Here is a 26,036-nt window from a genome sequence, read left to right on the forward strand (position 1 = left end):
AACTTCCATACCTGTTTTATTTTAACGAAAAAAGAAAGAATAATCAATGCCTTTACTGTCTTTCTTCTAAAATCTAATAATTTGTAGAAAAACAACGCTATTCCAGCATTGTTTCCGCTTTTTTTTGATGAGAAACTCTCTCTTGATATTGGTATTTTCGACCAGATTTGTTTAATAAAACAGTTATTCTTAATTGTTCATTTTTATATGTATAATCGAGGGTTACTTGCTCGTACATGAGCTTTTCTTCTGTTTTTAACTTTCGTCTATTTTGTTTAACATCTGCAAGAAATAAATGAAGGATACTTTTCCCTGCATAGTATTCCTGGGTAGCTTGCGTAAATTTTTGTGTTAACTGACGTTCTTCTAGTAACTGAAGGGCGAGAAAACTCATCAAATAAACAAAGGCCATGGCCGTGAACAATAAGTTTCCTGAATATTTTTGCCTCATTAAAATTCTCCCTTTATCGGAAAAAAACTATCAAATGTTTTTCCAGAAGTAAAAGTAACTTCCAAAGTAAACGATTGTCCTTCATTTTTAAACTGGCCATTTTTGATACCAATTAACAGCGGTTGATAGCCTTTACCATTGACTCGCTTAATAATTTTATCTTCTTTGATTTGAATTGAAATAGTCTTGTTTGTTTCTGAGTCGAGGAAAGAAATCTCTTGAGCAGAGCCTGTTTGGAAAACGAGCTTTTGACATTCTTTTTCTAATTGAATTAAAAAAATATGCCAGGATTTCGAATCATTGTTTTTCAAATATTGATTTCCGATAAAACTTTGTTGAATCATCAACTGAAACAATTGACACATACAACTTAAAACGACTAGTGCCACTAAACACTCTAACATCGTAAAACCCGCATATTTTTTATTCACCAATCAAAATCGCTCCTCTTGAATCTGTGACTTTTAGTATCCTTCTTCCCTCGTTCTCCATCAAAGAAAATCGGTAAGTTTCTCCTTGATATATCCGCTCTTTGAAACGTAAATCACCCGTCTGCTCTAAAAATAAAATTGCTTCGTATCCTAGACGAGTACGCGTTAATTGTTGCTCCCGTTGATAATTTTGCTGAATTAATTGTGTAATAGTCAGGGAGAATATCCCTGCTACCACACATACAACACTAAAACTAACGAGACTCTCTAATAAAATAAAACCACTATAAATAGTTAATTTTCTTCGTATATTTGCCACTCCCCATCTGAAATTGTAAAATAAGTTGCTGTTTCTTTTCAGTCCAAGTAAAAATATATTTCACTAAACGGCCATTGTTCCCTGACGAATGAAGAAAACTGAGCTTGTTTGGACCACTCACTGTCATTTTTTCAGGTACAGCTAGCGAAGTCCTTCCAGCTGATTGGTTCAATTTATCAGGAAATGAAAAGCTTTGTTGTTCTTCAAAAAACCAAACTTCTTGTGTTTCCTCTAAAACAATTGCTTGCTGTTGCGCAAAACGAAGTTGTTTTTCTACCGTAGCAAGAAACTGTTCAATTTTTAACGTTTCTTGCCAGCGGTGAATAGCGAGTGTTGGGAGCATAGTCATAAAGCAAACAATCGTCAAACTAGCAAGTGTTTCCATTAATGTGAATCCTGCTGACTTGTTCATTGCTTTTCTGCTGTATATTTATCTAACTGTTCTTTAGTAATGTAGCCTTCGTTGACTAATTCATTTAAGGAAGGCGTCCTATTTTTTTCTAGTGTATAGAGCTCGATTTGTGATTCCACAATTTTTACGATTGCTTCATTGCCTTTTTTATCAACTGTTTCTTTATGTTTCGCTAAGTTAGGGACAAAAAGTAAAATCAATACGGAAATAATCAATAAGACAATCAACATTTCTAATAATGTAAACCCTGCGTATTTTTGTTTCTTTTTCATTATAAAACTCCTTCCATATTGCCATAAATAGGCAGCAACATTGCCCCATAAACACCGATAATTAAACAAGCAATTATGATAAAAATAAATGGTTGAACAAGAGTAATGACTCGTTCAATTTTTTTGAAAAAACCTTGGAAACAGACATTACTATAAACCATCAACTCCTTGCCTAATTTTCCTTTTACTTCTCCTTGTTGAATCATTAAACCCAATGCTTTTGTAAAAAAAGGATAAGCAGCTAATTGTCTATGTAAGGTTTCACCAACTAGCAGACCTTCACTAATTGCTCCAGCTAATTCTTTCATTAAGGGGTAATTGGTTGTATGGCGCATCAAATCGATGACTTCTTTCATTTCTAATCCTTGTGCGAGCAACTTCCCCCATTCTAGTGCAAAAAAAGCACTGACGTATTCCCGATAAAGGCCACGGATAATTGGCAATTTCAGATAAATGAACGCTCGCTGAATAGCAGACTGATGCTTCAAATAACGGCTTAAAATAAAGAAACTAAATGAGAGGACAAAAACTAAGGTAACCAGAATGTACGGACTGTACACAATCAGAAGAATCCCAATATTTTTAGAATAACTATTGGTATCATTTACCATTAATTGGGGCAATAAAAATTGCCGAATACCAATAATGACGAGAATCAAAAAAACAATCAGGAGCAGCGGATAACTAATTATTTTAAAGAACTGTTGCCGATATTTTTCCGTTTGAAAAAAATGTTCGGAAATCGCTTGTAGTGTCCCTACCAAATCCCCGTGTGCGATAGCAAACGATAATTGAGCCGAGACCATTGTTGAAAATCCTAATTCTTCGACTAAAGCTTGTAAGGCAATGCCTGAGGAAAAACCTTCAACTAAAAAAGTTATACTGTGCTGAGGTAATGCGTTTGATTTTTTCATGAAGGAAAAACTTTCTTGTATATTAAAACCATTGGCAAGTAAATCCGCTAATAGTTTCAAAAAAAGCTGCTGTTGTTTTTTTGTTAGTTTATTCGATGGCTTGAAAATACGTTTTTTCTGTAATAAACCCATACGCCCACGCCTTTCTTAGATTCTTTTGCCAACTACTCTTTATAACAGCTTCCTTAAAGAAGAAATAATCATAAAGAATTCCCGCTACTTGTTCCTTATTAATCGTGGTTGTCAAAATCTGTTGGTAAATGATACCTTGCAAGCATTCAGCCAATTCATGCTCTGGGCCACCTAATTCTATCAAACGCCGTTGCACCCCCAATAAGTTACGGGCGTGAATTGTCGCAAAAATAGTATGACCCGTTAAGGCGGCTCGAATAACTGCTTGAGCCGTCTCGCCATCACGAATTTCACCAATAATCAAAATATCAGGATGATGGCGCAAGCAAACTTTGATCAAGGCTTCGTACGTTAACTGAATTTTTTCATTTGTTTGCAACTGTAAAAACTGCTTTTCCTCAATTTCAACAGGATCCTCAATTGCTATCACTTGTTGTTCGCCACTTCTTTGTTTAGCCACACGATACATGGTTGTTGTTTTCCCAGAACCAACTGGCCCACTGAATAAATAAAGTCCTCGTTTCTGACAAGATGCTTCAATTTCATTCAGCTGGTGCGGAAAGAAAAAATGTTCAGCTTGTTCACCAAATCGGTGCAAAAAACGAATCACTAAGCTCTCTCGATTCTGAAAATCTCCCACAGATGATAAACGCAAGCGTTGCTTCGTCTCGCCAATTAGATAAGTTGTCGCGCCTAATTGTGCTTTTCGTCTTTCTCCGACATCCATGCCGCCGATAAATTTAAAGTGGAAAATTAACTTTTCGCCTATTTCTGCGGAAACTTGTGTGTAAGGTGTCCGTTGCATCCCTGTCCGAAAAGAGATGGCTATTTCAGTATCATTAGGTAAAAAATAAACGTCTTGCGCTCCATGAAGAACGCCCCATTCAATTAATTGATGGGCTAATTTTTTTACATTTTCAGTCATTCATTTCCTCCTCTCACTAATAAACTACGCATTTATTTTATGATTTCAGCAAAAAAAAAGAACCTTCACCAATAAAGATGAAGGTTCTTTTTTTGAAGTTTGCGCTGTCCATCTATCTTCCCCAAAATAGTGGAACTCCTAGACACTTAATATTATACTAAAAAAATCTTGCATTTAGTTTTCAAAAATTTCTCTGAATCACAAAATTTTTGAGAAAAACTATCAGAATCAGATTGGATCGTTTACGTTTTTGGCTTCGTTTTTTGTTTATTAACTAAATAAACTGGAATTCCTAGAAGCGTAATCCCTATACCAATCAATGCAAGAATAGGCTGTGTAATACTTGTTGTAACCAAGATGAAGATACCACCTAGACTTGCGATAATTGGAATAATTGGATAGCCAGGAACTTTATACGGTCGTTTTAATTCAGGTTCTCGTTTTCTTAAAATAAAAACGGCTAAGAAAATTAATAGATTAAACAGCCACATAACAAAAACTAACATATCCGTCAATAAATCGAAGGTCCCGAAAAACATCATAATAATGGCCACGGCTAACTGAAAAATTCCAGCAACGTAAGGAACAACAAAACGTTTAGACAACTTTTGAAACTGACGACTAAAAGGCATCAGATTATCTAAGGCTAAGGCATAAGGAATCCGAATCCCTGTCATTGTGTAGCCGTTTAACGCACCATATACAGAGATTAAAATCCCAATAGTTACGATTTTGCCGCCAATTGGTCCAAAAATAGCCACAGAAGCATCCGAAGCTGCATTCAAATTCCCAGCGATTTGCTCAATTGGTAATGTTTTTAGAAACACAAAATTAATTAAGGCATAAATTAAAGTAATCAATAACAAACCAAAAATAATGGCTTTAGGCAAGTCTCTTTCTGGTCGCTTCATTTCACCAGCCACGTTACCCACACCTAGCCAGCCATCATAAGCAAACATGGTGGCAACTAAGGCACCACTAAAAGCAACTAAAAAGCCAGTATTCGCTGTTGTTTCAATGGGAAAAAGCGAAACAGCTACTTGTCCTGGAGTAAATAACCCCACTAAAGAAATCAAGGCAATTGGAATCAGTTTTACTACCAATGTCGTTGATTGGACCAAAGAAGCAATTTTTGTTCCTAATAAATTAATTATCGTGATACTGGTTCCCGCAAGAATGGCAATTGGAATCAATAAATTTGCCGATAAATGAAACAAATTGATTAGTTGTGTACTAAAAATAATGGATAACGCCGAAATATTGGCAGGATAATAAATGATACTTTGTGCCCAACCTAAAAGAAAACCAGCTAATTTACCATATGTATATTCAATATACTTCACGGCGCCACCTGTTTCAGGGATTGCTGTAGCAAGTTCGGCGCTGGTTAATCCTGCACAAATGGTTAAGGCACCACCTAACACCCAAGCAAAGATAGCTAAACTAGCTGACTGTGCGTGTCCAACGACACTCGCAGCTTTAAAGAAAACACCAGCGCCAATCACCGTACCCATTACCGTGGATAACGCGCCAAACGTTGTGATCTCTCTTTTTAATTGCTTTTTCTCCATAGACTCCCTCATTTCATTTAAACTAAACAAGCGTAACAAAATTTTCACTTTCTTGAAAAGATAACGAAAATAATAGCTGTTTTCATGAAAAATTCTGTAACGATCTCTTTTCAGTATAGCTATTTCTTTTAGAATTTCAAGTTTGAAAACCACAAAAAGAAAATTTGTCATAAAAGTTTTAGAGCATTCATCTTTTGTTTATAAACAAGAACTGAGAAACCGACGATTTTTCATTAAATAAATGAAAAATCGAATCAAAAAGAAAACTTTCTGATCCGATTTTAACTACGTTATTGGTTTTTGACTTTTTCTTTTTTCATTTGTTTGCTGCGTAATTGTCCGCAAGCCGCATCAATATCTGTTCCGTGCTCTTTACGAATAACACAATTGATGCCATTCTTTTTGAGTACATCATAAAATTTTAATACCGCTTCTTTAGAGCTTCGGCTATATTGATCGTGTTCACTCACTGGGTTATACGGAATCAGATTAACATAAGAAAGTTTTTTCTTATTCCGTAGTAAATCTGCTAATTGTTGAGCATGTTCTGGTCGGTCGTTCACTTGACTCAACATAATATATTCAAATGTAACACGCCGGTTGGTTTTTTCAATGTATTCATCAATTGCTGCCATTAATTTTTCAATTGGAAAACTACGATTAATCCGCATAATTGATGTACGGACTTCATTGTTAGGAGCATGTAATGAGATTGCTAAGTTTACTTGTAGTCCACTGTCTGCAAATTCACGAATTTTTGGCACTAAACCACTTGTTGAAACTGTAATATGGCGGGCACCAATAGCCAACCCTTTATCATCATTAATCGTTCGTAAAAAGTTCATGACATTGGCATAATTATCAAATGGTTCACCAATTCCCATCACAACGACATGGCTAACACGTTCATCCAACCCACGTTCATCGAAATAATGTTGTACCCACATAATTTGGGCGACAATCTCGCCAGCAGTTAAATCTCTTTGTTTTTTTAATAGCCCGCTAGCACAAAATGTACACCCAATATTGCAGCCAACTTGAGTGGTCACACAAACAGATAATCCATATTCTTGACGCATTAAGACTGTTTCAATCATATTTTTATCTGGTAATTCAAATAAATACTTCACAGTACCATCCTGCGCTTCTTGCACAATGACTTGTTTTAATGGATTTAATGAAAAATTCTCTTCTAATAAAGTCATCAGCGATTTAGAAATGTTCGACATTTCACTAAATGAAGCAACACGTTTTGTATACAACCATTCCCACACTTGTGTTGCGCGAAATTTCTTCTCGCCATGGGCTAAAAACCAGTCCACAAGCTGTTCTCTCGTCAGTCCATAAATGGATTCTTTCTGCATTTCTTTTCCTCATTTCTGCTATTACATTCGCTTCATAACTATAACGTATTCTCACTTTGAATGCAATATCACGAAGAGCATCAAAAAAAATCGTTAAGCGTGTATACTTAACGATTTTTTATAATTAATCTTTCACTAAGTGATAAACTTTTTTGAAGTAGAACGTTCTGGCAATTAAATAGTAAACGACCTGAATCAATAAGAAAACACCTAAAACTTCCCAGCCAGCTAATTGCATTGGCTGATCTAAGACAGCATACATTGCTTTCAAAGCAACAGCTCCATGAATAAATGAAACAACAATTGGGGTAAAGAATAAAATACCTACTTGTTGGTAAATCATTTTCTTCAATTCTTTTTTCGTCAAACCAAGTTTGTAAATCATCTTGAATTTTTCAACGTCTGTATTCATATCACTGTATAAACGGAAGTATAAGAAACTACCCGCAGAGACAAAGAACACGATACCGATAAATAGTCCGACAAATAGAACTGGCGTATAATGTTGCGTAATGGCTGCCGACATTGCAGCTGTTCCTACTAACATGGGATACTTGTCACCAATGATATTTTCTGCTTTTATCAATTCTTCACGATTGGTTCCTGCTTTGGGCTGCCAAATTGTTTCTGTTTCCGCTTTGATTCCATCAGTTGAGGTACTATCTGGGATAACAACCACACCGCCAAAAGTCGGTAATACATTGGTTTCTTCTGTTTTATCAATGTTTAAAACTTGATCATTTCCCAATTGAACAGATTTGACATCTACTGATGCAGCAGAAGGAGCATCTTTTTGTGATAAATTAACTACTTTCTCACCTGTTAAAGTTGGTTCATCTATAAATTTTGCAAGTTTATTATATTCAGATGTTTTAATCAATTGGATACCGGCACTTGTTTTGTACATTGTGTAATCAATCTGATCAAACTGAATATTTTTTTCTTGGAATGTTTTTGTCGCAAATTGTTTCATTTCTTGATTTTCTGGGTTGGTCGAATCAGACAATGTCAGTTCGTACGGTACAGAACTTATTCCTTTAAAAATCATCTCGTTCACGCCGTATAACGTTCCAATGGCAGCAAAAGCGACCGTTGAAATCACCGAAACCAAGAAGAACGAACGCGCATTATCTTTCATACGGAAAGCCAAATCTGATAAAACGACCATATTGGTTTTTTTCCAAAAGATTTTTGGTTTCCGTTTTAAACGTTCAATGACAGAAACACTCAATTGGTCAAATAAGAATTTTGTCCCTAAAATAACTAAGAAAATTACTGGGAACATCACCATTAAAACTAACTGTCCCTTAGCAACTAAAGCAATTCCGTAACCGACAATTAAAAGTAACACGGCTAAGAAAGATTTAACTTTAGAGCTTTTGATTTCACCTTTACCCATTTCTCCTGCTTTTAATAGCTCTTGAAGTGTCGCTTTTGGCAAGCGGAATTGAATAAAGAAAGAAATTACTAAAAACAATACCGCAAATGAAATGACAGTAATGATAAACGGCATCACTGGCAAATAAAAACCTAAACCTAGATGCATCAATAAATTGCTAATCCATAAAATAAACTGTGAAAATCCAACACCTAAAATGCTACCAAAAATTGTAGCAAAGAAACCAATCACTAAGTTTTCAATAAAAATCATTTTCTTTAACTGTTTTGGACTCATCCCTTGAATCATCAAGGTTCCAAACTCTTTTTTTCGAGATTGGATAAAGACATCCATCGAGTATAAAACAAATAAGAAAGAGAAACCATAGATTATAATAGCCGCAGCCGTCATTCCCATTTGTGCTTTAGGATTTAAACCATTAGCTAAGGCTGGGTGAAAGACAAAACCAGTGAACGTAAAAAAGATCATCACAGAAAACATTGTACTTAGGAAATAAGCCAAGTATAAATGCTTATTTCGAATCGTGTTTCTTATAACAAACTGATTAAAATTCATTATCGACACCTTCAATCTCAGCCAGTTTCATCATGATTAAATCGTAGAACTCTTTTTGATTGCCATTTTGGACAATTTCATCAATTAATTCACCATCTTTAATAAAGACGATGCGCTTGCAATAACTTGCGGCTAGCGGATCATGGGTCACCATTAAAATAGTCGCCGCTTCTTCTTCGTTTAATTGTTGTAACAAACCCATCACATCCTTAGATGATTTCGTATCTAAGTTTCCTGTTGGTTCATCAGCCAATAATAATTGTGGATGATGAATCATTGCCCGCGCAACGGCGACCCGTTGTGCTTGTCCACCAGAAATTTCTGCAATTCGTTTTTTCAACAGATGATTGATACCTAAACGCTCACTTAATTCTGCTAATTGTCGTTTCATTACAGAGACTTTTTCTCCATCAAGCGTCAATGGCAAAACAATATTTTCTTCAACGGTTAATGTTGGCATTAAATTAAAGCTTTGAAAAACAAATCCTAATTCTGTACGACGGAATTTAGCAATTTGTTCTTGATTCAAATTGTTTGGATTTTTTCCATTTAAAAGTATTTCACCGTCTGTTGGACTATCGATTGTTGCCAATAAATTTAAAAGTGTACTTTTCCCACTTCCAGAAGGTCCCATAATACCAATAAATTCACCATCTTGGACAGTTAAATTAATCCCTTTTAAGGCTTCATATTTAATTTCGTTTCCGTAAACTTTTTTTAAATTTTGTACTTCTAACATATTTTCCACTCCTATTCTTCTCACTCATTTAGTGTATCGAAAACGAAAAAAAACGACAATAGAAAAGAATAACAATGAACTTACATTACTGTAAGTGCACTGTTATTCTTTTAAAAGTTATGCTTCATATTCAATCACATAAGGATGAATCTTCGTATTATAAATAGCTTCTGAATATTCTACGCAACGACCTGTTGGGCTTAACGAACGCCGAATTCTTTTTAAGCCCGTTGTTTCAGTTGTTTGCAACATCTTTTGCTCTGCTTCTGTCAAAGTTGCAACTTCAAAACGGTCTTCAAATTTATAAATTTCAATGGCATGGCGATCCATCAAACGATACAAGGATTCTTCCTTGTATTCAGTCAATGATACGTCTTTCATGGCAGCTGGCAAATAGTAATTAAAATAAATATAGGGTTGTTCATCGATTAGATATAACCGTGAAAGGTGAACCACTTCTTCTCCTAAAAATTGATAAGCCGTCATCTCTTTTGACAACGTCAAGTTTTCAACTTGTAAAACTTTTTTAGTTACTTTCTGACCTGATTCATTCAAAAATTCAGTGAACGTCCCTGCTTTTGATAGTTTATTATAGGGCCGATTGCTTAAAACAGTTGTGCCCCGGCCACTTTTTTTCTCAACAAATTCTTCCGTTGCTAACATTTCGATTGCCCGCCGAATCGTAATTTTACTAACGTTAAACATCTCTTCCAATTCTGTTTCTGTTGGTAAAAACGTTCCTACTGGATACTTGCCACTCAAAATATCTTCTTTAATCTGATCTGCTACTTCTAAATAAAGCACGCTCTTTCTTCTCATGATACGCTCCCTCCCAACCGCACTATTCCTTTCTATTTTACCAGAAAATGATAATTATAACATGATGCTTTGCTGAAATTATAAAAAAAGAACAAAAATAGATAAATTTATCTATTTTTGTTCTTTTTGTTTATTGTTCTGGCGTTTCAGTTGCTGCCTCTTCTGATTCCGCTTGTAGAAAGACTTTTCTTGGTTTGCTACCTTCTGATGGTCCAATAACTCCGTGTGCTTCCAATTCATCCACTAAGCGAGCCGCACGATTATAGCCAATTCTAAAACGTCTTTGTAGCAATGAAATACTAGCTGTTTGCATTTCAACCACCAAGTTTTTCGCTTCTTCAAACAACTCATCTTGAGGAGCTTCGCCACCGCCTGAAGTGGTCGGTTCATCTGTTGGCATCATGCTTTCTTGATATTCAGCTTCTTGTTGGTCCGTTACAAACGCAACCACTCGTTCGACTTCTTGATCAGAGATAAAGGCCCCTTGGATACGAATTGGTTTATTTTCTCCCATTGGTAAGAAGAGCATATCGCCTCGACCTAATAGTTTCTCCGCCCCGTTGGTATCAATAATGGTACGCGAGTCTGTCCCACTTGAGACCGCAAAAGCCATTCGAGAAGGGACATTTGCTTTGATGATTCCTGTAATGACATCCACACTTGGCCGTTGTGTCGCTAAAATCATATGAATACCCGCTGCCCGTGCCATTTGGGCTAAGCGGATAATCGCATCTTCTACTTCGTTACTTGCCACCATCATTAAATCAGCTAACTCATCAACAATGACAACAATAAATGGTAGAATCGGACGATTTTCGCCATCTTCCGCATTTTTCTGTTGAATTAGTTGATTGTAACCAGTAATATTTCGGACGCCTGTTGCTGCAAATTTTTCATAACGAAATTCCATTTCTTGAACTACTTTTTGTAGGGCTTGGGCCGCTTTTCTCGGATTAGTAACCACTGGCGTTAATAAATGAGGAATCCCGTTATACACATTCAATTCCACCATTTTCGGGTCAATCATCATTAATTTTACTTCATGGGGTTTCGCTTGCATCAAAATACCTGTGATGATGCCATTGATAGCAACCGATTTCCCACTCCCTGTCGATCCTGCAATTAATAAATGCGGCATTTTTGATAGATCCGCAGTTTGAACCATCCCTGAAATATCTCGACCTAAAGGTACTTCTAGTAGTTTATCTGGATGACTTGGTTGTGCCTCAACAATATCTCTAAAGGATACTGTACTAATTGCACTATTAGGAACTTCAATCCCGATTAGTGATTTGCCAGGGATTGGGGCCTCCATACGAACGTCTTTGGCCGCAAGCGCTAAAGCAATGTCATCCGTCAAGTTAACAATTTTGCTAACTTTTACCCCAACAGCGGGTTGAACTTCAAATTTTGTGACAGATGGTCCTAAACTAGCTTTGACTACTTTAGCATCAACACCAAAGCTCTTGAAGGTTTGTTCTAAGACGCCAATATTTTTTTCGATTTTTTCATATTCACCACTTTGATCCGTTGCTTGAATTGTATCTAACAAATCAGTTGGTGGTAGTTGATAATCACGATCTTCCGCTTCTTCAGAAATTTCAAATTCGAGAACACCAGCTTCATCTGACGCCTCTTCTTCCTGCTCTCGTTGCGGTTTTGTTGCTGCGATTGGTGGTACAGGCATCGCCTGATTTTGCTGTTGAAACGAATCAATTTGAACAGGCGTTGGTGCAGCCGGTTCTTCCACCATTGGTTGGTGGGTTTCAACTGGTGTTTTTGTTAAGCGCTCGGCTGCCGCTTGTTCCATGCGTTCCCGCTCTTGTAATTTTTGTTGGGCAGCGGCTTCAATTTTTGCTTGGCGTTCTGCAGCTTTGGCTTCTTTCTTCGCTGCTCGCTTCGCCTCTTTTTCTTCTTGTCGCGCCTGTGATTTTGCCGAAACATGACTTAGGCGATCTTGAATACTTTGGAAATGATCAACAATTTGCTGAAAATCCCACATACTCATCAAGAAAATACCCGCTAACAGTAGCAATGTAGCAATTAAATAGCTACCAAATTGTGCCACCAAAAAGTACGTTCCTTGATAAAGCAGCGCGCCAATCATACCACCCCCTACGTTTTGCGTCACTTGGTTGGCTTTTAAATCGCTTTGCAAAAATTCCCAAGTGTTACCTAAAATATCTGGTTGACTGCCACTAACATTTCGAAACATAAAGGCATGGAAAAATAACAAAACACTAATATAAATCAGAACAGCCCCAAAAATAGGGCGCCCTCTTTTTAACGGAAAATCTTTCCCATAAATCATGACTAATAAGCCATACAGGATTAGTAAAATCGCTGCAAATGGAAAGGTATTACCTACAACTAAGCGTAAACAATTCGCTAATAACGTGCCTAAAAACCCTAAGCGAAAGAGTCCAAAGACACCGAATAAAATAAAAATCAGGCCAAGAAACATATAATTTAAACGTTCTTGTTGTTGCTGTTGTTTTTTGGTCTTTTTCTTTGTCGTACTTTTTTTCTTATTTGTTGCTCTTTTTTGTGCCATTTAACTTCCCTCTTTCCATCACTTCTCATTATACATAAAAATGGAATCGAACAAAAGTGCCCACCTCATTTTACTTGAAAAATCATGGAAATTTTTTAAAAACTTTCATTTAAGAAAAATGGAACAATGGTCTCTCAACCACTGTTCCATTATTTCTTATTTTGCTGATTCTTAATGGTATAAGTCGAAACGACCTTTAGCCATCATTTCTTTGGTACCACCTGTTTCAAAGAGCGCTTTGTTCATGATAATTTTTTTCATGAATGAAGCTGGATATCCTTTAATGTCTGTTTTACCAACGATTCCTAAGGCACGTGTATTTCCGATAGAACAAACAGAACCTTGTGATTTAAAGCTGAAAGGTTTAGTTGCTTCCCCTTTCAATTGTGCTTGAATATTTTTAGCAGCATGAGCGCCCATCTTCAAGGCGATTTGTGCTGTTGTTGGGTAAGGTCGATTAGTTTCTGTATCCATAACTGCTGAGCAGTCACCAATAATATAGACGTTGCTATGGTTCGCATCTGTTAAATCTGGTTGAACCATGACACGACCACGACGAGCTTCAAAGCCAGAATCGCCTACAACGTGGCTTCCACTAACACCCGTTGTCCAAATAATTGTTTTGGCAGAAAGTTCTGCCAAGTCGCCTGCTTCGTTATCTTGATAAACAACTGCGCCTGGTTTGATTTCTTTAATCGGTTTACCTAATAATAAATGAATAGCTGAATCTTTTAATAATTGCACACCATAGTTCGCAAGTTTTTCGTTAAACATCGGCAATAGGCGAGTAACTGCTTCGACACAATAAATTTGGATTTGATCTGCTGAGACACCTGCGATTTCAGCAAATTTTGGTTTGTTTTCAACAAGAGAACCTAATAATTCAATCCCTGTAAAGCCTGCTCCGCAGACAACAATTTTTAAGAATTCTTCGTTTTGAGTCGCTTTGTATTGACGCATTTGTTCTTGGATATGTTCATACACGTTTAAAGCCGTTTTCACATCTACCATTTGTAGAGCATGTTCTTGCACACCAGGGATACCAAATGATTCTGATTCAAACCCAAGAGAAACAACTAAGTAATCATAATTGATTGTTTGGCCACCTTCTAAAGCAACTGTTTGTGTTGCAGCATCAATTGTTTTAACTGTTCCTTGGATAAAGGTGGTCATTTTTTCATTGACAACATCCATAATATTGTATGTGATTTTTTCAGCTGGTTGTGTTCCAGCAGCAACTTCATGTAAATCCGTTGCTTCGTAGTGATAGTTGTTACGATCCACTAAAGTAATTTCGACGTCTTTGGCGCCTTTTTGTAATTCGCGTAATGTTTTTAAGCCTGCGTAACCAGCACCTAAAATAACAACATGTTTCTTATTCATTTTGATTCCCTTCCACTCTATAAAAAATTTACAGCCACCACAAACCTATGGCAAAAAATAGCACTTGTGCAGTTGCTCCCACAGCTAAGATTTTCACAGCACAAACAAATGTTTTACTCTTCACTTGTTCCTTCAGTAAGGCTTGGGTTTGTTTCCGTACAAAAGGTAAAGTTAAAAGCATGAGTAACATTGTTGGCGGGGTTAATCCTAAACCGACAGCTAACAAAATGGCTAACATTGCTATTGTATTTAATCCGACGAATAATTTCAAAGAACTTGCTTTGCCAAGGTAATGAACTAATGTATATCTCTTGTTATTTTCATCTTCCTCTAAGTCACAGATATTATTTGCTAACATTAAGTTAGCAATGTAACAAGTGTTAGGTAAGGCGACTAAGAAAATACCCCATAAATTAGCTGCTGACCAATTGAAAACTTCAAACGTATTAATGTAGACACAAATAAGGGTAATCATGAACCCCATTGTAAATCCTGAGAAAACTTCCCCTAATGGTAGACTGGACAAAGGTTTCGGTCCTGATGAATAAAAAATACCAATTAAGTAGCAATAAAGACCCATAATTAATAACGGCCAGCCGACAATAAATGACAACCCAATCCCCATTAAAGCAGAAACGAGAATCATCCAAAAAATCATTTTGCGTATTAATGGCAAAGATAAATTTTCTCGACCGATAATATTCGTTTTTTCCTTATAATCATGAACTTCTGTGGCATGATGGTAATCATTATAATTATCTAAAATATCGACCGCCATATTAAAAATAAACATCGCAATGAAAAAAATTAAAACATAGCCGACATGGAGCCGCCCATATTGGTACCAACTAAAACAAATTCCTAACAAAAATGGCAAAACACTAGCCGTTTTTGCTTTTAATTCTACTAATTCAAAAAATACTTCTCGATTCAAACTATCCCTCCGCTACTTTTTTACAAACTTTGTTACTTTTAAAACTTAATTACTGTATTTCTGTCGCCAATTCGTATACAATCAAATAGTATTGAACCACTGAAAGGATCGTAGTATATTTATGAACACATTTTGGAAGTCGTTTCCTGACGTTGAACGTTCTTTAACGGAAACATGTGAATTAATTGAACAAACGTTGCATACACGCAACGAAGACATTGAAGAAGCCTTAGTAACTTTGGCTCGTTCTGGCGGCAAATTATTACGCCCCGCTTTTTTCTTTCTTTTTGCTCAACTGGGTGATGAAGAAAAACAAGAGAAACAACAATTATTAAAAATAGCTGCATCTTTGGAAATCCTACATATGGCTACGTTGATTCACGATGACATTATTGACGATTCTCCATTGCGCAGAGGCGCTGTGACTATTCAATCACAATATGGTAAAGACGTGGCTGTTTACACAGGTGATTTACTATTCACTGAATTCTTTACTTTGATTGCAGATGCCATGAATGGCTCTGAATTTATGAAAATCAATGCACAAGGAATGAAACGGTTATTACTTGGTGAACTCGATCAAATGAGTCATCGATTTGACCGCCGCATGTCGATTCCTGCTTATTTAAGAAGTGTCAACGGCAAAACAGCCGAACTTTTTTCACTAAGCTGTCTTGAAGGGGCCTATTTCGGTCATAGTTCAAAAGAAGTCCAACGTTTAGCTAAACGAATTGGCCGTCATATTGGCATTGCTTTTCAAGTCTATGACGATATTTTAGATTATACTGCTGACACGGAAACCTTGAAAAAGCCCGCTTTAGAAGACTTGTCACAAGGTGTTTATACGTTACCCCTTCTCTTCGCTTACCAAGCAGCACCTGACGTATTCAGCCCTTATTTGGATAAAGGACGCGCCATTACCTTAGAAGAAGCAGCTGAAGTTGCGGCGCTAGTCAACGACTATCATGGCGTTACAGAAGCACAAGCTTTTGCTAAAAAAGTAACCAACAAAGCAATCACTGATATTCAACAATTGCCTGATGGCACAGCAAAAGAAACCTTACTTTCCTTAACTGAGCTCTTATTACATCGTTCATTTTAAACGTTTTATGGAAGAATTGCCATTAATTGAAATAGAAAAACGACTGATTGTTTGCTTTAATCAACAACCAGTCGTTTTTTTATTCCTCGAAAGAACTAATGCCACGATCAATTCGGTAAAGTTTTTGATAATGCGCATTGGTTGCAAGTAATTCTTCTGGTGTACCACTCATCTCTAATTGGCCATCTTCAATAAAGATCACTTGATCCATCAAAGTTACGCCTTGCAAATGGTGGGTAATCCAGATGACGGTTTTATCTTTTAATGCCTCAAAAAAGGTTTCCAGCAATTGCTGTTCTGTAATTGGATCTAAACCAGTAGTTGGTTCGTCTAATAACACAATCGGTGTATCTTGCAAAAGAATCCGCGCTAGTGCCAAGCGATGTCGTTCGCCACCAGAAAAACGCAAACCTGCTTCATCCACCATTGTTTGTAAACCTTCTGGTAATTGGGCAACCATTTCTTTTAAGCCAACTTTTTCTAAAACCGCCCAAACTTCTGCTTCGCTCGCTTCTTCTCTACCAATCCGAATATTATTTAAAATGGTTGTTCGAAATAGGTACGGTGCTTGGTGCATAACCCCAATATATTCAGTCATCGTCTCTCCAAATGCCTCAGTTGGGATGTTTCCTAAAAGGATTTCTCCCGAAGTAGGCCGTAAATCACCACGAATGAGCGAAGCCAACGTACTCTTTCCGGAACCACTGCGCCCTAAAATCGCTAATTTTTGTTTTTCAGGAATTGTTAACGATAAGTCATTTAATACCTTTTTCTCTTGATTTTCATATGCAAAAGACAAATGTTCTATCGATAAACTGGTACCATTTGGCTGAACAGGCGCTTCTGTTGAGTCATCTTCCCCTTCAGGAAGCTCATTAAAACGACGAATGGAATCCTTATAAATCGTTGTTTCCTGTGCTGCAGCAGGTAGCGGAGCAAAGGCATCAATTAACGGAAAAACGGTTAAAACAAAGGCACCAATCCAATTGGCTGCGCCCCCATGATTACCTGGAAACCGCACACTAGTCCAAGCTAAGACAGCAATCGCAATCACACCAAACAGAAGTTGTAAAACAAAGTCTCGGCCACGGTTAAATTGCTTCATTTTTTCATCTAATGCACGAACGTTTGCTTCATCTGTCTCATAACGAGCAACGAATTCAGAGCCTCGTTGACTAAATACCCAATCAGACACACCTAGAATATTGTCGGTTAGTGTTTGATATAACTCATTTTTGGCATATTTATGTTTTTCTTGACGCGCACCATTCACTAGAACTGAAACGAGTGGCAATAGAAAAACAACCACTCCTAACATCAGTAACATACATAAAGCAAACCACCAAGAAAAGAAACCTAATGCAATCACTAAAAAGATATACAAAATCCAAGCAATAACGGTTGGGAAAATCGTTCGTAAATACAAGTTTTGGATATGATTAATATCCTCTGAAAGCAAACCTAAGATATCCCCAGTGCGATATTTTGTCTTAAAGAAAATCGCATCTTTTTCTAGCACATTATAAAGTTTTAAGCGCAGATCAGAGGTCATTTTTAACACCCAGTTATGACTCGTTAGACGCTCCACATAACGAAAAACAGGACGGCCAATCCCAAATGCTCTTGTTAAAACAATGGGAATATAAATTAATAAAATATTCTCTGGTAAGGAAGCCGCACGACTGATTAAGTAACCAGACGTAAACATTAATGCCCCTGCGCTAAAGAACGTCAAGAAGCCTAAAAGTAAGGCAAAATACAAGGTTTTTTTATAGCGTTTTAAGAAAGGACGAACCCATTGATCGTTTTTCCAAACGTCTTTCGTTGTCGGCTGTTTTTCCATCATTGGCGTCCTCCTCTCATTTGCTTCATTAATTGAACATAGTAGCCATCTTTTTCAATCAACTCTGCTAGCGTTCCTTGTTCCACTAATTGACCTTTTTCCATCACTAAAATGTAATCCATTTCTTCCATCCAATGCAGACGATGTGTCGCAAAGAAGACAAGATGATTGTTCATTAATGGCAACATGCGCTCTTTCATTTCAACTTCTGTTTCAATATCCAAATGCGCTGTCGGCTCATCAAACAGCAAGACGTGGCGTTTTTGATCAACAAAGGCGCGGGCCAACGCTACTCGTTGCGCTTGTCCCCCACTTAACATTCGACCGCTTTCCCCAATCAAGGTATGAATTCCTTCGGGAAGATCTTTAACCAGCTCGTCTAAGCCAACTAACTGAATCGCTTGCTGAATCGCCTCATCTGTTGCTTCAGGTGTATAAAAGCGAATATTGTTTGCCAAAGTATCCTGGAAAATATATGGCGCTTGCGGAATATAAAGGATTTGCTTTTGCCAGTCTTTTTGTAAAAAATGTGGAATCGTTTGGCCATTTATTGCCAATTGACTCATTTCTTCTGTTGGTAATAAAAAGCCACTTAATAAATTAATTAACGTTGACTTACCAGAACCACTCGCCCCGATAATTCCAATCTTTTTACGACCATCAACAGAGAATTGCAACGATTGAATTGCTTCTTGCGTTGCATCTTCATAGGAAAAATTTAACGCTGTGACTGACAACTGACTTTCTTGATGCCAATCATCTAACGTGAGCACATCGGTCTGTTCTGCTTCTGGCAATGCTAATACCGCTTGGATCGCTTGAAAAGAGTTTTTTCCATCTAAGGTTGCGTGATAATCACTTGAAAAATCACGAATCGGTAAAAAGAACTCGGGTGCTAAAATTAAAGTAACCAAGGCAGGAAATAATAAAATCGTGCCGTTTAATAAACTTAATCCAAGGAAAACTGCCACAACAGCTACCGATAATGTCGTAAAAAAGTCTAACGCAAAGGTTGATAAAATAGCAATTTTCAACGTACTCATGGTCGCTTTTCTGAATCGTTCACTTGTATGGTAAATACTCCCAGCATATTTTTTACTCAACCCAAACAGTTTCAGCGTGTCAATTCCTCGCAAGGAATCAATAAAATGATTGGAGAGCATTTGAAACGCCGCATATTGCTTGTCCGCTTTACTTTGTGCTGCATAACCTAACACAATCATAAAAATAATAATAATCGGAAAAACAATCAGCAATGTTACGCCTGAACGAATATTTTGTGTAAAAACAAAGGCCAAAATAATCCAAGGAATAATCATCATATTCATCATTTTTGTCAAAATCAATTGTAAATAATTTTCGGTTTGACTGATGCCTTCTAAAGCCATGGTAACCATATTTCCAGTCCCATTTTTTTGAACAACATTTGGCCCCAAACGGAAAATTTTGGTTAACAATTGTTCGCGTAATTCTTTTGAGCGTTCATAACTAAATGTATCGAGCATTCTCTCACGAAAATACGTAATAACATGTCGACCAAGATAAAAAATAAAAAAGAGTAAAATACTCTGTAGTTGTTGGTTAAGATGCCCGCCACTCCAAAGGCCGACAATGGCTTTTGAAAGAAAAAAAGCTTGCCCAATTATAAAGACTGCTTGCAGGAAAGAAAAACCTGCAAGCAAGACAAGAATTTTTTTGATTTTAGGCATCTGTAAGATGTCTTTATCAATCATAGTTTTAATACCCCTCTGGTACGGCTGTCTGTGAAATACGTTTTCTGAAAATATAATAGGACCAAGCAGTATAAGCTAAGACGAATGGTAAAATGCTTAAAGAAATCCACGTCATAATTTTTAGTGTATATGGTGTACTTGTTGCATCTTTAATCAACAAATCAAAACCTTCACTACCAATCATAACACGTGGGAACAAGCCACTGAACAAGAGAGCAACTAGTACAACTAATGTTAAACCACTCGCTAGAAAAGCTAACATCTCTTTGCGTTTAAACACCCCAACATTGGCAATGACCGTTAAGACCACAATTGCTAACGTTAAAATTAAAGTGACCGCAAAGTTCTTTTCATAAAAGTCCGTTTTGAAGTACATCAACACTGCAAAAACAACTAAACCGACATATAAAACGCCGTATAAGATTTCTGCATAATTTCGAGCACGTTCGCGAATTGGGCCTTCTGTTTTTAAAGCAATATAGTTCATGCCGTGTAAGTAGCAAAGTAATGTTAAGGCTACTCCACCAACAATTGAAAACAGATTAAAATAATCCGTAAATTGCGCATGCATATTGCCGTTTGCATCTAAAGGCATTCCTTGGACTAAGCTGATAAACAAAATACCAAAGAAGAACGGTACAAGGAAACTACCAATTGATAGCGTCCAGTTCCACATCCGACGACGTTTACCTTCCGGCATTTTGTGGCGGAATTCAAAGGAAACTCCGCGAATAATTAAGCCAAATAAAATCGTAAATAGAATTAAATAGTAGCCACTAAATAATGAAGCATACCAATATGGGAAAGAGGCAAACATTGCGCCGCCCGCTGTTAATAGCCAAACTTCATTTCCATCCCAAACAGGTCCAATTGTTGCAACGACTTGATCTTTTTCGTCGTCATTGTGTGCCAACGTTTGAACGGCCATTCCAACACCAAAGTCAAATCCTTCTAAGAAGAAGAAACCTGAGAACAAGACGCCGATAAGGACAAACCATAATAATTGTAGTGTACTCATTCGCCAAATACCCCCTTATCAAATGGATCCAACGCTGGTTCATTTTCTTTCGCTAATTTTTTCGCTTCATAGTCTGGTCCTTTACGTAATTCTAAAATAACCAAGTAAACCATGACACTACCTAAACCAGCAAATAATAAGAAATAAATGACATTTGACGTAATTAATGAAGCAACCGATACATTTGGTGAAACACTTTGTTCAATCGTAAATAGTCCATAGACAGTCCACGGATAACGACCTAATTCAGTGACTAACCAACCTGTTGTATTCGCAAGGAATGGCGCGAACGTACATAAAGCAACAATCCACAGCATCCATTTCTTCTCGTACAGAGATGGTTTTTTCTTCCTTGTAAAGAATAGTCCTAAGGCAGCAACCAATAACATTAAGGCACCAAAACCAGCCATGATACGGAAGCTCCAGAATAAAGTGTTAACTGGTGGATAATAATTTTTATCATCCCCATATTTTTCTACCAAACGCTTGTTGACTGTATCCATTCCATCAACCGAACCTGATAATTTGTTATACGATAAAATACTTAGCATATATGGAATATCGATACCAAAAACTTGTTTATGTTCTCGTTCATCTGCCCAAGCAATCAATGTCCAAGCAGCAGGATCATCAGAGTCTTCATAGGCCCCCTCCATCGCCGCAAATTTCATTGGTTGTCCTTCAATTAGAGCTTTCATTTGCAAGTCGCCAGCTAATAAAACGCCGATTGAACCGAACAAAGTAACCCATAAGCCAATGCGCATAGATGCTTTGTGGAATGAAATATCCCGTTTTTTCAACAATTGGAAAGCAGCCATACCAGCTACTGCCATGCCGCCCAATGTAAAGGCGCCCATGATAACGTGTGAAAATTCATACCAAACTTTTGGATTGCTGATGACAGCTACAAAGTCCACCATTTCAGCACGGCCATTATTGATGACATAACCTACTGGATGTTGCATAAAACTATTGGCAACTAAAATCCAGAAAGCAGACATCATTGAACCGAATACGACTAACCAGATAAAGGTTACGTGAACTTTCGGATTCATTTTATCCCAAGTAAAGATCCATAAACCTAAGAATGTTGACTCTAAGAAGAAAGCTAAGAGCGCTTCTACCGCCAACGGTGCACCAAAAATATCTCCGACGAATCGAGAGTAATCAGACCAGTTCATCCCAAACTGAAATTCTTGAATAATCCCGGTTACAACCCCAACAGCGAAGCTTAATAGGAATATATTTCCCCAAAACTTGGCCATTTTACGATAACGTTCCTCTTTTTTCACAACGTACATTGTTTCCATAATTGCTACAACAAGTGCTAATCCTATTGAAAACGGTACGAAGAAAAAGTGGAAAACTGTTGTCATCGCAAATTGGATTCTCGCCAATGTTACAATATCAAACATATTATTTCCTCCCTGATTTGCCTCCACACAAAGAAACAAGCTTACCTGAATTGTTCATTTCCATTAGCGATGACTCCTTTTATCTACGAAACTAAAAGAAAATTCAAGTGAACTTTTCCAAAAAGTGTGAAAATGCATGTAATATAGAATAATTCCAATCTAAGTATACAACTTTCTGATGCAGAAACCAAACAATACAGAAGCATTTCTCACAATTTTTTTAGGTGCTACCAAGATTTCTTCCCTTTCTTCTATCAATAAAAAAAGCCCTTCCTAAAAAAAGGAAGAACTAATCTCAATCTATCAACATTTTGACTTATCACTTGATTAGTTTTCGAAAATTGAAGCAGCTCGTCTTTGATGATAAAAATTCTAATCTTGTGATGAAAATTACGGATTGCTTGAGGTGATAGTTTGTTTTTTAACAACATGACTCTAAAACAGGCAGCTCATCCGCTCTGAAATCTGGCAGGTTTTGGTACCATTCTAAACAACATGACTCTAAAACCTCGGAGAATTATTTTTTCTCTATGATTCCGTAGTCGCATCACTTATCCATAGCTAGATTTCAGTTTAGAAGGTCTGATTTTTTTCTTCACGTTTATTATACCAAACTTTCTCCTTCTTGGCGGAAAAACCCACCATTTTTCAATGGTGGGTTTTCTTTATTTAGTAGCTGTAACAGCGAGCCAGATTTCACTGTACTTAGCTTCTGCTGGTCCTTGATATTGCGTAAACGAAATTTCTGGTGCTGCAACGACTTGGTAACCAGATGAAGGCAACCATTCAGAGAATATCCTTGCCCAGGTTTCTTGTAATGTTTGTGGGAAAGGACCTTCATTAGGAAAAACCGCCCATGTATGAGCAGGTACGCTTAGTTGCTCCAAATCTTCATAGATATTTTCTTGCAAAGTGGCAAAGCCAATCATGTGTGTCATTTCTCCACCTTCTGTTGTTCGTCCCTCTTGAAAGTCAAAAGAAGCATTTACTACTTGATGAGGATATACATCATCAAATGTATGCATTTCCGCTCGTTGTTGTGGTGTAATGCGCTGTGCTAATTCCATGATTGCTTGATTTTCCCCTTGATACTGCAAGGGAACCTTCTGACTAACTCCGACTATTTGAAACGCTGGTTTTTCAATCAATTTAACATCCATTGATTGTCCTCCTTTAATATCAATATAGAAAGAGAATTTAGGGAACGTTTTTTGGATTTGTGTTTTCATTACTTCAGAAGGGGCTTGTCCTGACCAATCGCGAAAGGCTCTTGAGAATCCTTCAATACTTTGATAACCATATTTAAAAGCTACATCTGTCACTTTTTCACCAGCAAGTAATGCTAAATTTGCTTCCGCCAAACGTCTCTTTTTAATATACTCAGCCAGACTCATCCCCGCAATAAACGAAAAAGTTCGTTTAAAATGGTAAACAGAAATCCCTGTCTTTTTCGCCAATTCATCGAAGGATACTTCTTCCGTTAAATGTTCTTCAATATAATCCATTGCTTGATTTAAATTTGCGAGCATCCGTGTCCCTCTCTTTCTATTTGAAAGTTTACTAAAGACCAACAAGGATGACTTGATTATTTAGAGCCAACATTCGTCAAATCGCTACTCTTGGTTCATAGCGGCTTTTAAGGCCTGTGCTAAAGCACTTTCTTCTGGTTCGTCTGGTTGTGAATATTTTTTCATCAAACGACGTTCTTCATGTTTAGTCATTTTTTGTTTTCGTTCTTTTTTATCGGGAATTTTTTCAGTAATCGAACAGAATTTACATTTGAAAGAACGACCATTTTTTCCTTCTATGATGACCATTTTTTTATGGCATTGTGGGCAACGGTGATTGGATACTTTAGGATCTTTTCGCCGACGATAAGAACATTCTTGGTTTGTACAAACGTAAATCTTCCCATCTTTTGTATTTTTTTCCCGTAAGTTTGAGCCACAATCTGGACATTTTTTTTGCGTAATGGAAAAATCTTGATATTTTTTCTCGCTTTGTTTAATTTCACGGACTAATTTTTTCGTATCCTCTTCAATATCCTTTAAGAAAAGTTGACTCTTTTGTTGACCCGAAGCGATTGCTTCGAGCGATTTTTCCCATTTTTCCGTTAGTTCAGGTGTCACAAGTGATGGATTCACCAAGTCTAATAGTTGCTTTCCTTTGGCAGAGACACTTAAACCGCTATTGGTTCGTTCCATCAATTCTGATTTAATCAGTTTTTCAATGATTTCAGCTCGCGTTGCCGGTGTGCCTAAACAGTGTTTCTCCATTTTTCCTAACAACGTTCCTTCGGTTAATGGTTTTGGCGGCGACGTTAATTCTTTGTTAATGGTAAAGTTTGGCGCAACGGTCATGCCTTTTTGCCATTGGACAGTGGATAGCGGCTGTTCGGCTGTTGTTTTCCAGCCAGCAACAACTACTTTATTTTGATGAAAGACAAATGTTTCTTTTCCAAAAGCGACTGTAACTTTTGTTTGTTTGGTTTGATTTGGCTCAGCAAACAAACCTAAGAATCGTTGAACAATCATTTGATAGATTTTTTGTTCATCATTACTTAGCTTTTCATAACGAGGACGTTGTTCAGTTGGAATCAACCCATGGTGATCTGTGACTTTTGCATTTTGGAAAACTTTTTGTTGTTTAACAACGGCCCCATTTTTAAGGTAGCCTTTCACTTCTGGTGAAAAATCAGCAATGGCTTGAAGTCGTTCTTTCATCGTTCCTTTCATATCCGTCGTTAGATATTTGCTGTCAGTTCGAGGATAGGAAACAATTTTATGGGTTTCGTATAAACTTTGTACAAGAGACAACGTTTTCTTTGCAGAAAATTGGAATCGCTGATTGGCTTCACGCTGGATTTCGGTTAAATCATATGGTAACGGCGCATTTTCTGTTTTAACTTTTTCTTGGATATCGGTAACTAAGCCCTTTTGTTTTGAGAGTTCTTTGACTAATTGTTCTGCTTCCTGCCGTTCTTTTAAAGCGTATGGATTTTTTTGGGTCATCTTTGCTTTTTCTGATTCAACAGATAACGAGATAGTAAAATAAGTTTGAGGCTTAAATTGTTCAATCGTTTTTTCTTGTTGGCGTACCATTGCTAAAGTTGGTGTTTGAACACGACCTGCGGATAAGTTATCTTGATATTTCACTGTCAAGGCCCGTGTGACGTTTAGCCCAACTAACCAGTCAGCTTTTGCGCGCGCCAAGGCAGAGTAATACAAATTATCGTAGTCTTTCGCTGGGCGAATTTTCTTAAACCCGTCTTTAATGGCTTTGTCTGTTTGAGATGAAATCCATAAGCGTTTGACTGGTTTGTTAAAACGGACATATTCTAAAATCCAGCGGGCCACTAATTCACCTTCACGACCAGCATCGGTGGCAATCACGGCTTCAGAAACATCTTTACGATTAGCTAATTGTTTAATCGCTTTTAATTGATGTCCCGTTTTCGGTAACGGTTTAATCCCTAAATTCTTAGGAATCATCGGTAAAGTTTCCATTTGCCACGTTTGCCATTCTTTGTTTAAATCTTCTGGCATTTTTAGTCCTAAGAGATGGCCTAAAGCCCAGGTGACAATCACGTTGGGTCCTTCATAATAATTCTTATTTTTTTGATTTGCTCCTAAAACGCGGCTTAAATCTTTTGCTACGCTAGGTTTTTCGGCAATAATTAATTGTTTTGCAACCACTAGTTTCGCTCCTTTTTGAGTGCTATCTTTTCGTATTATACCAAATATTAGCTCGA

General features: G+C 37.1%; 22 protein-coding genes. 1 reads left to right on the forward strand and 21 read right to left on the reverse strand.

All coding sequences use genetic code 11. From position 1 onward, the window contains the following. Positions 1–97 precede the first annotated feature (97 nt). The 15 genes from comGG to MKZ30_RS08425 form a co-directional block, all read right to left on the reverse strand. Positions 98–451: a competence type IV pilus minor pilin ComGG gene (gene comGG, locus MKZ30_RS08355; RefSeq protein ID WP_002362054.1), complete on the reverse strand. Its 354-nt coding sequence runs from the start codon at positions 449–451 to the stop codon at positions 98–100. Further along, complete coding sequence (gene comGF, locus MKZ30_RS08360; protein ID WP_002357060.1) at positions 451–885, reverse strand: competence type IV pilus minor pilin ComGF; 435 nt, start codon at positions 883–885, stop codon at positions 451–453. The genes comGG and comGF overlap by 1 nt, the downstream gene beginning before the upstream one ends. After that, entirely contained in the window at positions 875–1,201 is a 327-nt protein-coding gene (locus MKZ30_RS08365; RefSeq protein ID WP_002419696.1) for a type II secretion system protein, read from the reverse strand. Before MKZ30_RS08365 ends, comGF begins: the two co-directional genes overlap by 11 nt. Continuing rightward, complete coding sequence (comGD, locus tag MKZ30_RS08370; RefSeq protein WP_002419697.1) at positions 1,167–1,613, reverse strand: competence type IV pilus minor pilin ComGD; 447 nt, start codon at positions 1,611–1,613, stop codon at positions 1,167–1,169. Before comGD ends, MKZ30_RS08365 begins: the two co-directional genes overlap by 35 nt. Next, positions 1,610–1,885 carry a competence type IV pilus major pilin ComGC gene (gene comGC, locus MKZ30_RS08375; RefSeq protein WP_002366896.1) on the reverse strand — a complete coding sequence of 92 codons (276 nt, stop codon included), beginning with the start codon at positions 1,883–1,885 and terminating at the stop codon, positions 1,610–1,612. Before comGC ends, comGD begins: the two co-directional genes overlap by 4 nt. Beyond that, positions 1,885–2,931: a competence type IV pilus assembly protein ComGB gene (comGB, locus tag MKZ30_RS08380; protein ID WP_249958752.1), complete on the reverse strand. Its 1,047-nt coding sequence runs from the start codon at positions 2,929–2,931 to the stop codon at positions 1,885–1,887. The genes comGC and comGB overlap by 1 nt, the downstream gene beginning before the upstream one ends. Beyond that, complete coding sequence (gene comGA, locus MKZ30_RS08385; RefSeq protein WP_002374519.1) at positions 2,888–3,856, reverse strand: competence type IV pilus ATPase ComGA; 969 nt, start codon at positions 3,854–3,856, stop codon at positions 2,888–2,890. Before comGA ends, comGB begins: the two co-directional genes overlap by 44 nt. Positions 3,857–4,098: 242 nt before the next feature. Then, a complete protein-coding gene (locus MKZ30_RS08390) occupies positions 4,099–5,427 on the reverse strand; it encodes an APC family permease (RefSeq protein ID WP_010816624.1) in 1,329 nt (442 codons plus the stop codon). Positions 5,428–5,717: 290 nt separating this feature from the next. Beyond that, positions 5,718–6,791 carry a dual-specificity RNA methyltransferase RlmN gene (gene rlmN / locus MKZ30_RS08395; protein ID WP_002356987.1) on the reverse strand — a complete coding sequence of 358 codons (1,074 nt, stop codon included), beginning with the start codon at positions 6,789–6,791 and terminating at the stop codon, positions 5,718–5,720. A 124-nt stretch (positions 6,792–6,915) separates the two neighbouring features. Beyond that, positions 6,916–8,745, reverse strand: a complete 1,830-nt coding sequence (locus tag MKZ30_RS08400) for an ABC transporter permease (RefSeq protein WP_002419701.1) — start codon at positions 8,743–8,745, stop codon at positions 6,916–6,918. Continuing rightward, positions 8,735–9,484 (reverse strand): ABC transporter ATP-binding protein, encoded by a 750-nt coding sequence (locus tag MKZ30_RS08405; RefSeq protein WP_002419702.1) that lies wholly within the window; start codon positions 9,482–9,484, stop codon positions 8,735–8,737. The genes MKZ30_RS08400 and MKZ30_RS08405 overlap by 11 nt, the downstream gene beginning before the upstream one ends. 117 nt (positions 9,485–9,601) lie before the next feature. Continuing rightward, positions 9,602–10,303 carry a GntR family transcriptional regulator gene (locus MKZ30_RS08410; RefSeq protein ID WP_002419703.1) on the reverse strand — a complete coding sequence of 234 codons (702 nt, stop codon included), beginning with the start codon at positions 10,301–10,303 and terminating at the stop codon, positions 9,602–9,604. Positions 10,304–10,433: 130 nt separating this feature from the next. Next, positions 10,434–12,857, reverse strand: a complete 2,424-nt coding sequence (locus MKZ30_RS08415) for a DNA translocase FtsK (RefSeq protein WP_033600638.1) — start codon at positions 12,855–12,857, stop codon at positions 10,434–10,436. Positions 12,858–13,028: 171 nt separating this feature from the next. After that, entirely contained in the window at positions 13,029–14,240 is a 1,212-nt protein-coding gene (locus MKZ30_RS08420; RefSeq protein ID WP_002425950.1) for an NAD(P)/FAD-dependent oxidoreductase, read from the reverse strand. Positions 14,241–14,268: 28 nt separating this feature from the next. Beyond that, a complete protein-coding gene (locus MKZ30_RS08425; protein WP_010816626.1) occupies positions 14,269–15,174 on the reverse strand; it encodes a prenyltransferase in 906 nt (301 codons plus the stop codon). Between the two features lie 121 nt (positions 15,175–15,295). Between MKZ30_RS08425 and MKZ30_RS08430 the strand changes: the two genes are divergently transcribed. Further along, positions 15,296–16,276 carry a polyprenyl synthetase family protein gene (locus MKZ30_RS08430; protein WP_002360015.1) on the forward strand — a complete coding sequence of 327 codons (981 nt, stop codon included), beginning with the start codon at positions 15,296–15,298 and terminating at the stop codon, positions 16,274–16,276. A gap of 79 nt (positions 16,277–16,355) precedes the next feature. On the opposite strand, the gene cydC is transcribed toward MKZ30_RS08430, so the two are convergent. From cydC to MKZ30_RS08460, 6 genes are all read right to left on the reverse strand, one after another. Next, positions 16,356–18,122 (reverse strand): thiol reductant ABC exporter subunit CydC, encoded by a 1,767-nt coding sequence (gene cydC, locus MKZ30_RS08435; protein WP_002364246.1) that lies wholly within the window; start codon positions 18,120–18,122, stop codon positions 16,356–16,358. Next, positions 18,119–19,852, reverse strand: coding sequence for a thiol reductant ABC exporter subunit CydD (cydD, locus tag MKZ30_RS08440; protein ID WP_033600879.1), 1,734 nt, complete (start codon positions 19,850–19,852; stop codon positions 18,119–18,121). Before cydD ends, cydC begins: the two co-directional genes overlap by 4 nt. Positions 19,853–19,856: 4 nt before the next feature. After that, positions 19,857–20,870, reverse strand: coding sequence for a cytochrome d ubiquinol oxidase subunit II (cydB, locus tag MKZ30_RS08445; protein ID WP_002419710.1), 1,014 nt, complete (start codon positions 20,868–20,870; stop codon positions 19,857–19,859). Beyond that, positions 20,867–22,285 (reverse strand): cytochrome ubiquinol oxidase subunit I, encoded by a 1,419-nt coding sequence (locus MKZ30_RS08450; RefSeq protein ID WP_002356974.1) that lies wholly within the window; start codon positions 22,283–22,285, stop codon positions 20,867–20,869. Before MKZ30_RS08450 ends, cydB begins: the two co-directional genes overlap by 4 nt. Before the next feature lie 665 nt (positions 22,286–22,950). Continuing rightward, the gene (locus MKZ30_RS08455; RefSeq protein ID WP_002419711.1) at positions 22,951–23,814 is read right to left on the reverse strand and encodes an AraC family transcriptional regulator; all 864 of its coding nucleotides are present in this window, start codon (positions 23,812–23,814) and stop codon (positions 22,951–22,953) included. 84 nt (positions 23,815–23,898) lie between these two features. Further along, positions 23,899–25,980: a DNA topoisomerase III gene (locus MKZ30_RS08460; RefSeq protein ID WP_033600878.1), complete on the reverse strand. Its 2,082-nt coding sequence runs from the start codon at positions 25,978–25,980 to the stop codon at positions 23,899–23,901. Positions 25,981–26,036: the final 56 nt, after the last annotated feature.

The organism is Enterococcus sp. LX10 (genome assembly GCF_023539285.1).
Taxonomy (GTDB): Bacteria; Bacillota; Bacilli; order Lactobacillales; family Enterococcaceae; genus Enterococcus; species Enterococcus faecalis.

Excerpts from the sequence above, each read along its gene's own strand:
- cydC (WP_002364246.1), bottom strand. The coding sequence starts at position 18,122 with ATGATGGAAAAACAGCCGACAACGAAAGACGTTTGGAAAAACGATCAA.
- comGG (WP_002362054.1), bottom strand. The coding sequence starts at position 451 with ATGAGGCAAAAATATTCAGGAAACTTATTGTTCACGGCCATGGCCTTT.
- MKZ30_RS08455 (WP_002419711.1), bottom strand. The coding sequence starts at position 23,814 with ATGCTCGCAAATTTAAATCAAGCAATGGATTATATTGAAGAACATTTA.
- MKZ30_RS08390 (WP_010816624.1), bottom strand. The coding sequence starts at position 5,427 with ATGGAGAAAAAGCAATTAAAAAGAGAGATCACAACGTTTGGCGCGTTA.
- comGD (WP_002419697.1), bottom strand. The coding sequence starts at position 1,613 with ATGAACAAGTCAGCAGGATTCACATTAATGGAAACACTTGCTAGTTTG.
- comGC (WP_002366896.1), bottom strand. The coding sequence starts at position 1,885 with ATGAAAAAGAAACAAAAATACGCAGGGTTTACATTATTAGAAATGTTG.
- MKZ30_RS08450 (WP_002356974.1), bottom strand. The coding sequence starts at position 22,285 with ATGTTTGATATTGTAACATTGGCGAGAATCCAATTTGCGATGACAACA.
- comGA (WP_002374519.1), bottom strand. The coding sequence starts at position 3,856 with ATGACTGAAAATGTAAAAAAATTAGCCCATCAATTAATTGAATGGGGC.
- cydD (WP_033600879.1), bottom strand. The coding sequence starts at position 19,852 with ATGATTGATAAAGACATCTTACAGATGCCTAAAATCAAAAAAATTCTT.
- MKZ30_RS08430 (WP_002360015.1), top strand. The coding sequence starts at position 15,296 with ATGAACACATTTTGGAAGTCGTTTCCTGACGTTGAACGTTCTTTAACG.
- MKZ30_RS08405 (WP_002419702.1), bottom strand. The coding sequence starts at position 9,484 with ATGTTAGAAGTACAAAATTTAAAAAAAGTTTACGGAAACGAAATTAAA.
- MKZ30_RS08400 (WP_002419701.1), bottom strand. The coding sequence starts at position 8,745 with ATGAATTTTAATCAGTTTGTTATAAGAAACACGATTCGAAATAAGCAT.
- MKZ30_RS08415 (WP_033600638.1), bottom strand. The coding sequence starts at position 12,857 with ATGGCACAAAAAAGAGCAACAAATAAGAAAAAAAGTACGACAAAGAAA.
- comGB (WP_249958752.1), bottom strand. The coding sequence starts at position 2,931 with ATGGGTTTATTACAGAAAAAACGTATTTTCAAGCCATCGAATAAACTA.
- rlmN (WP_002356987.1), bottom strand. The coding sequence starts at position 6,791 with ATGCAGAAAGAATCCATTTATGGACTGACGAGAGAACAGCTTGTGGAC.
- MKZ30_RS08410 (WP_002419703.1), bottom strand. The coding sequence starts at position 10,303 with ATGAGAAGAAAGAGCGTGCTTTATTTAGAAGTAGCAGATCAGATTAAA.
- cydB (WP_002419710.1), bottom strand. The coding sequence starts at position 20,870 with ATGAGTACACTACAATTATTATGGTTTGTCCTTATCGGCGTCTTGTTC.
- MKZ30_RS08420 (WP_002425950.1), bottom strand. The coding sequence starts at position 14,240 with ATGAATAAGAAACATGTTGTTATTTTAGGTGCTGGTTACGCAGGCTTA.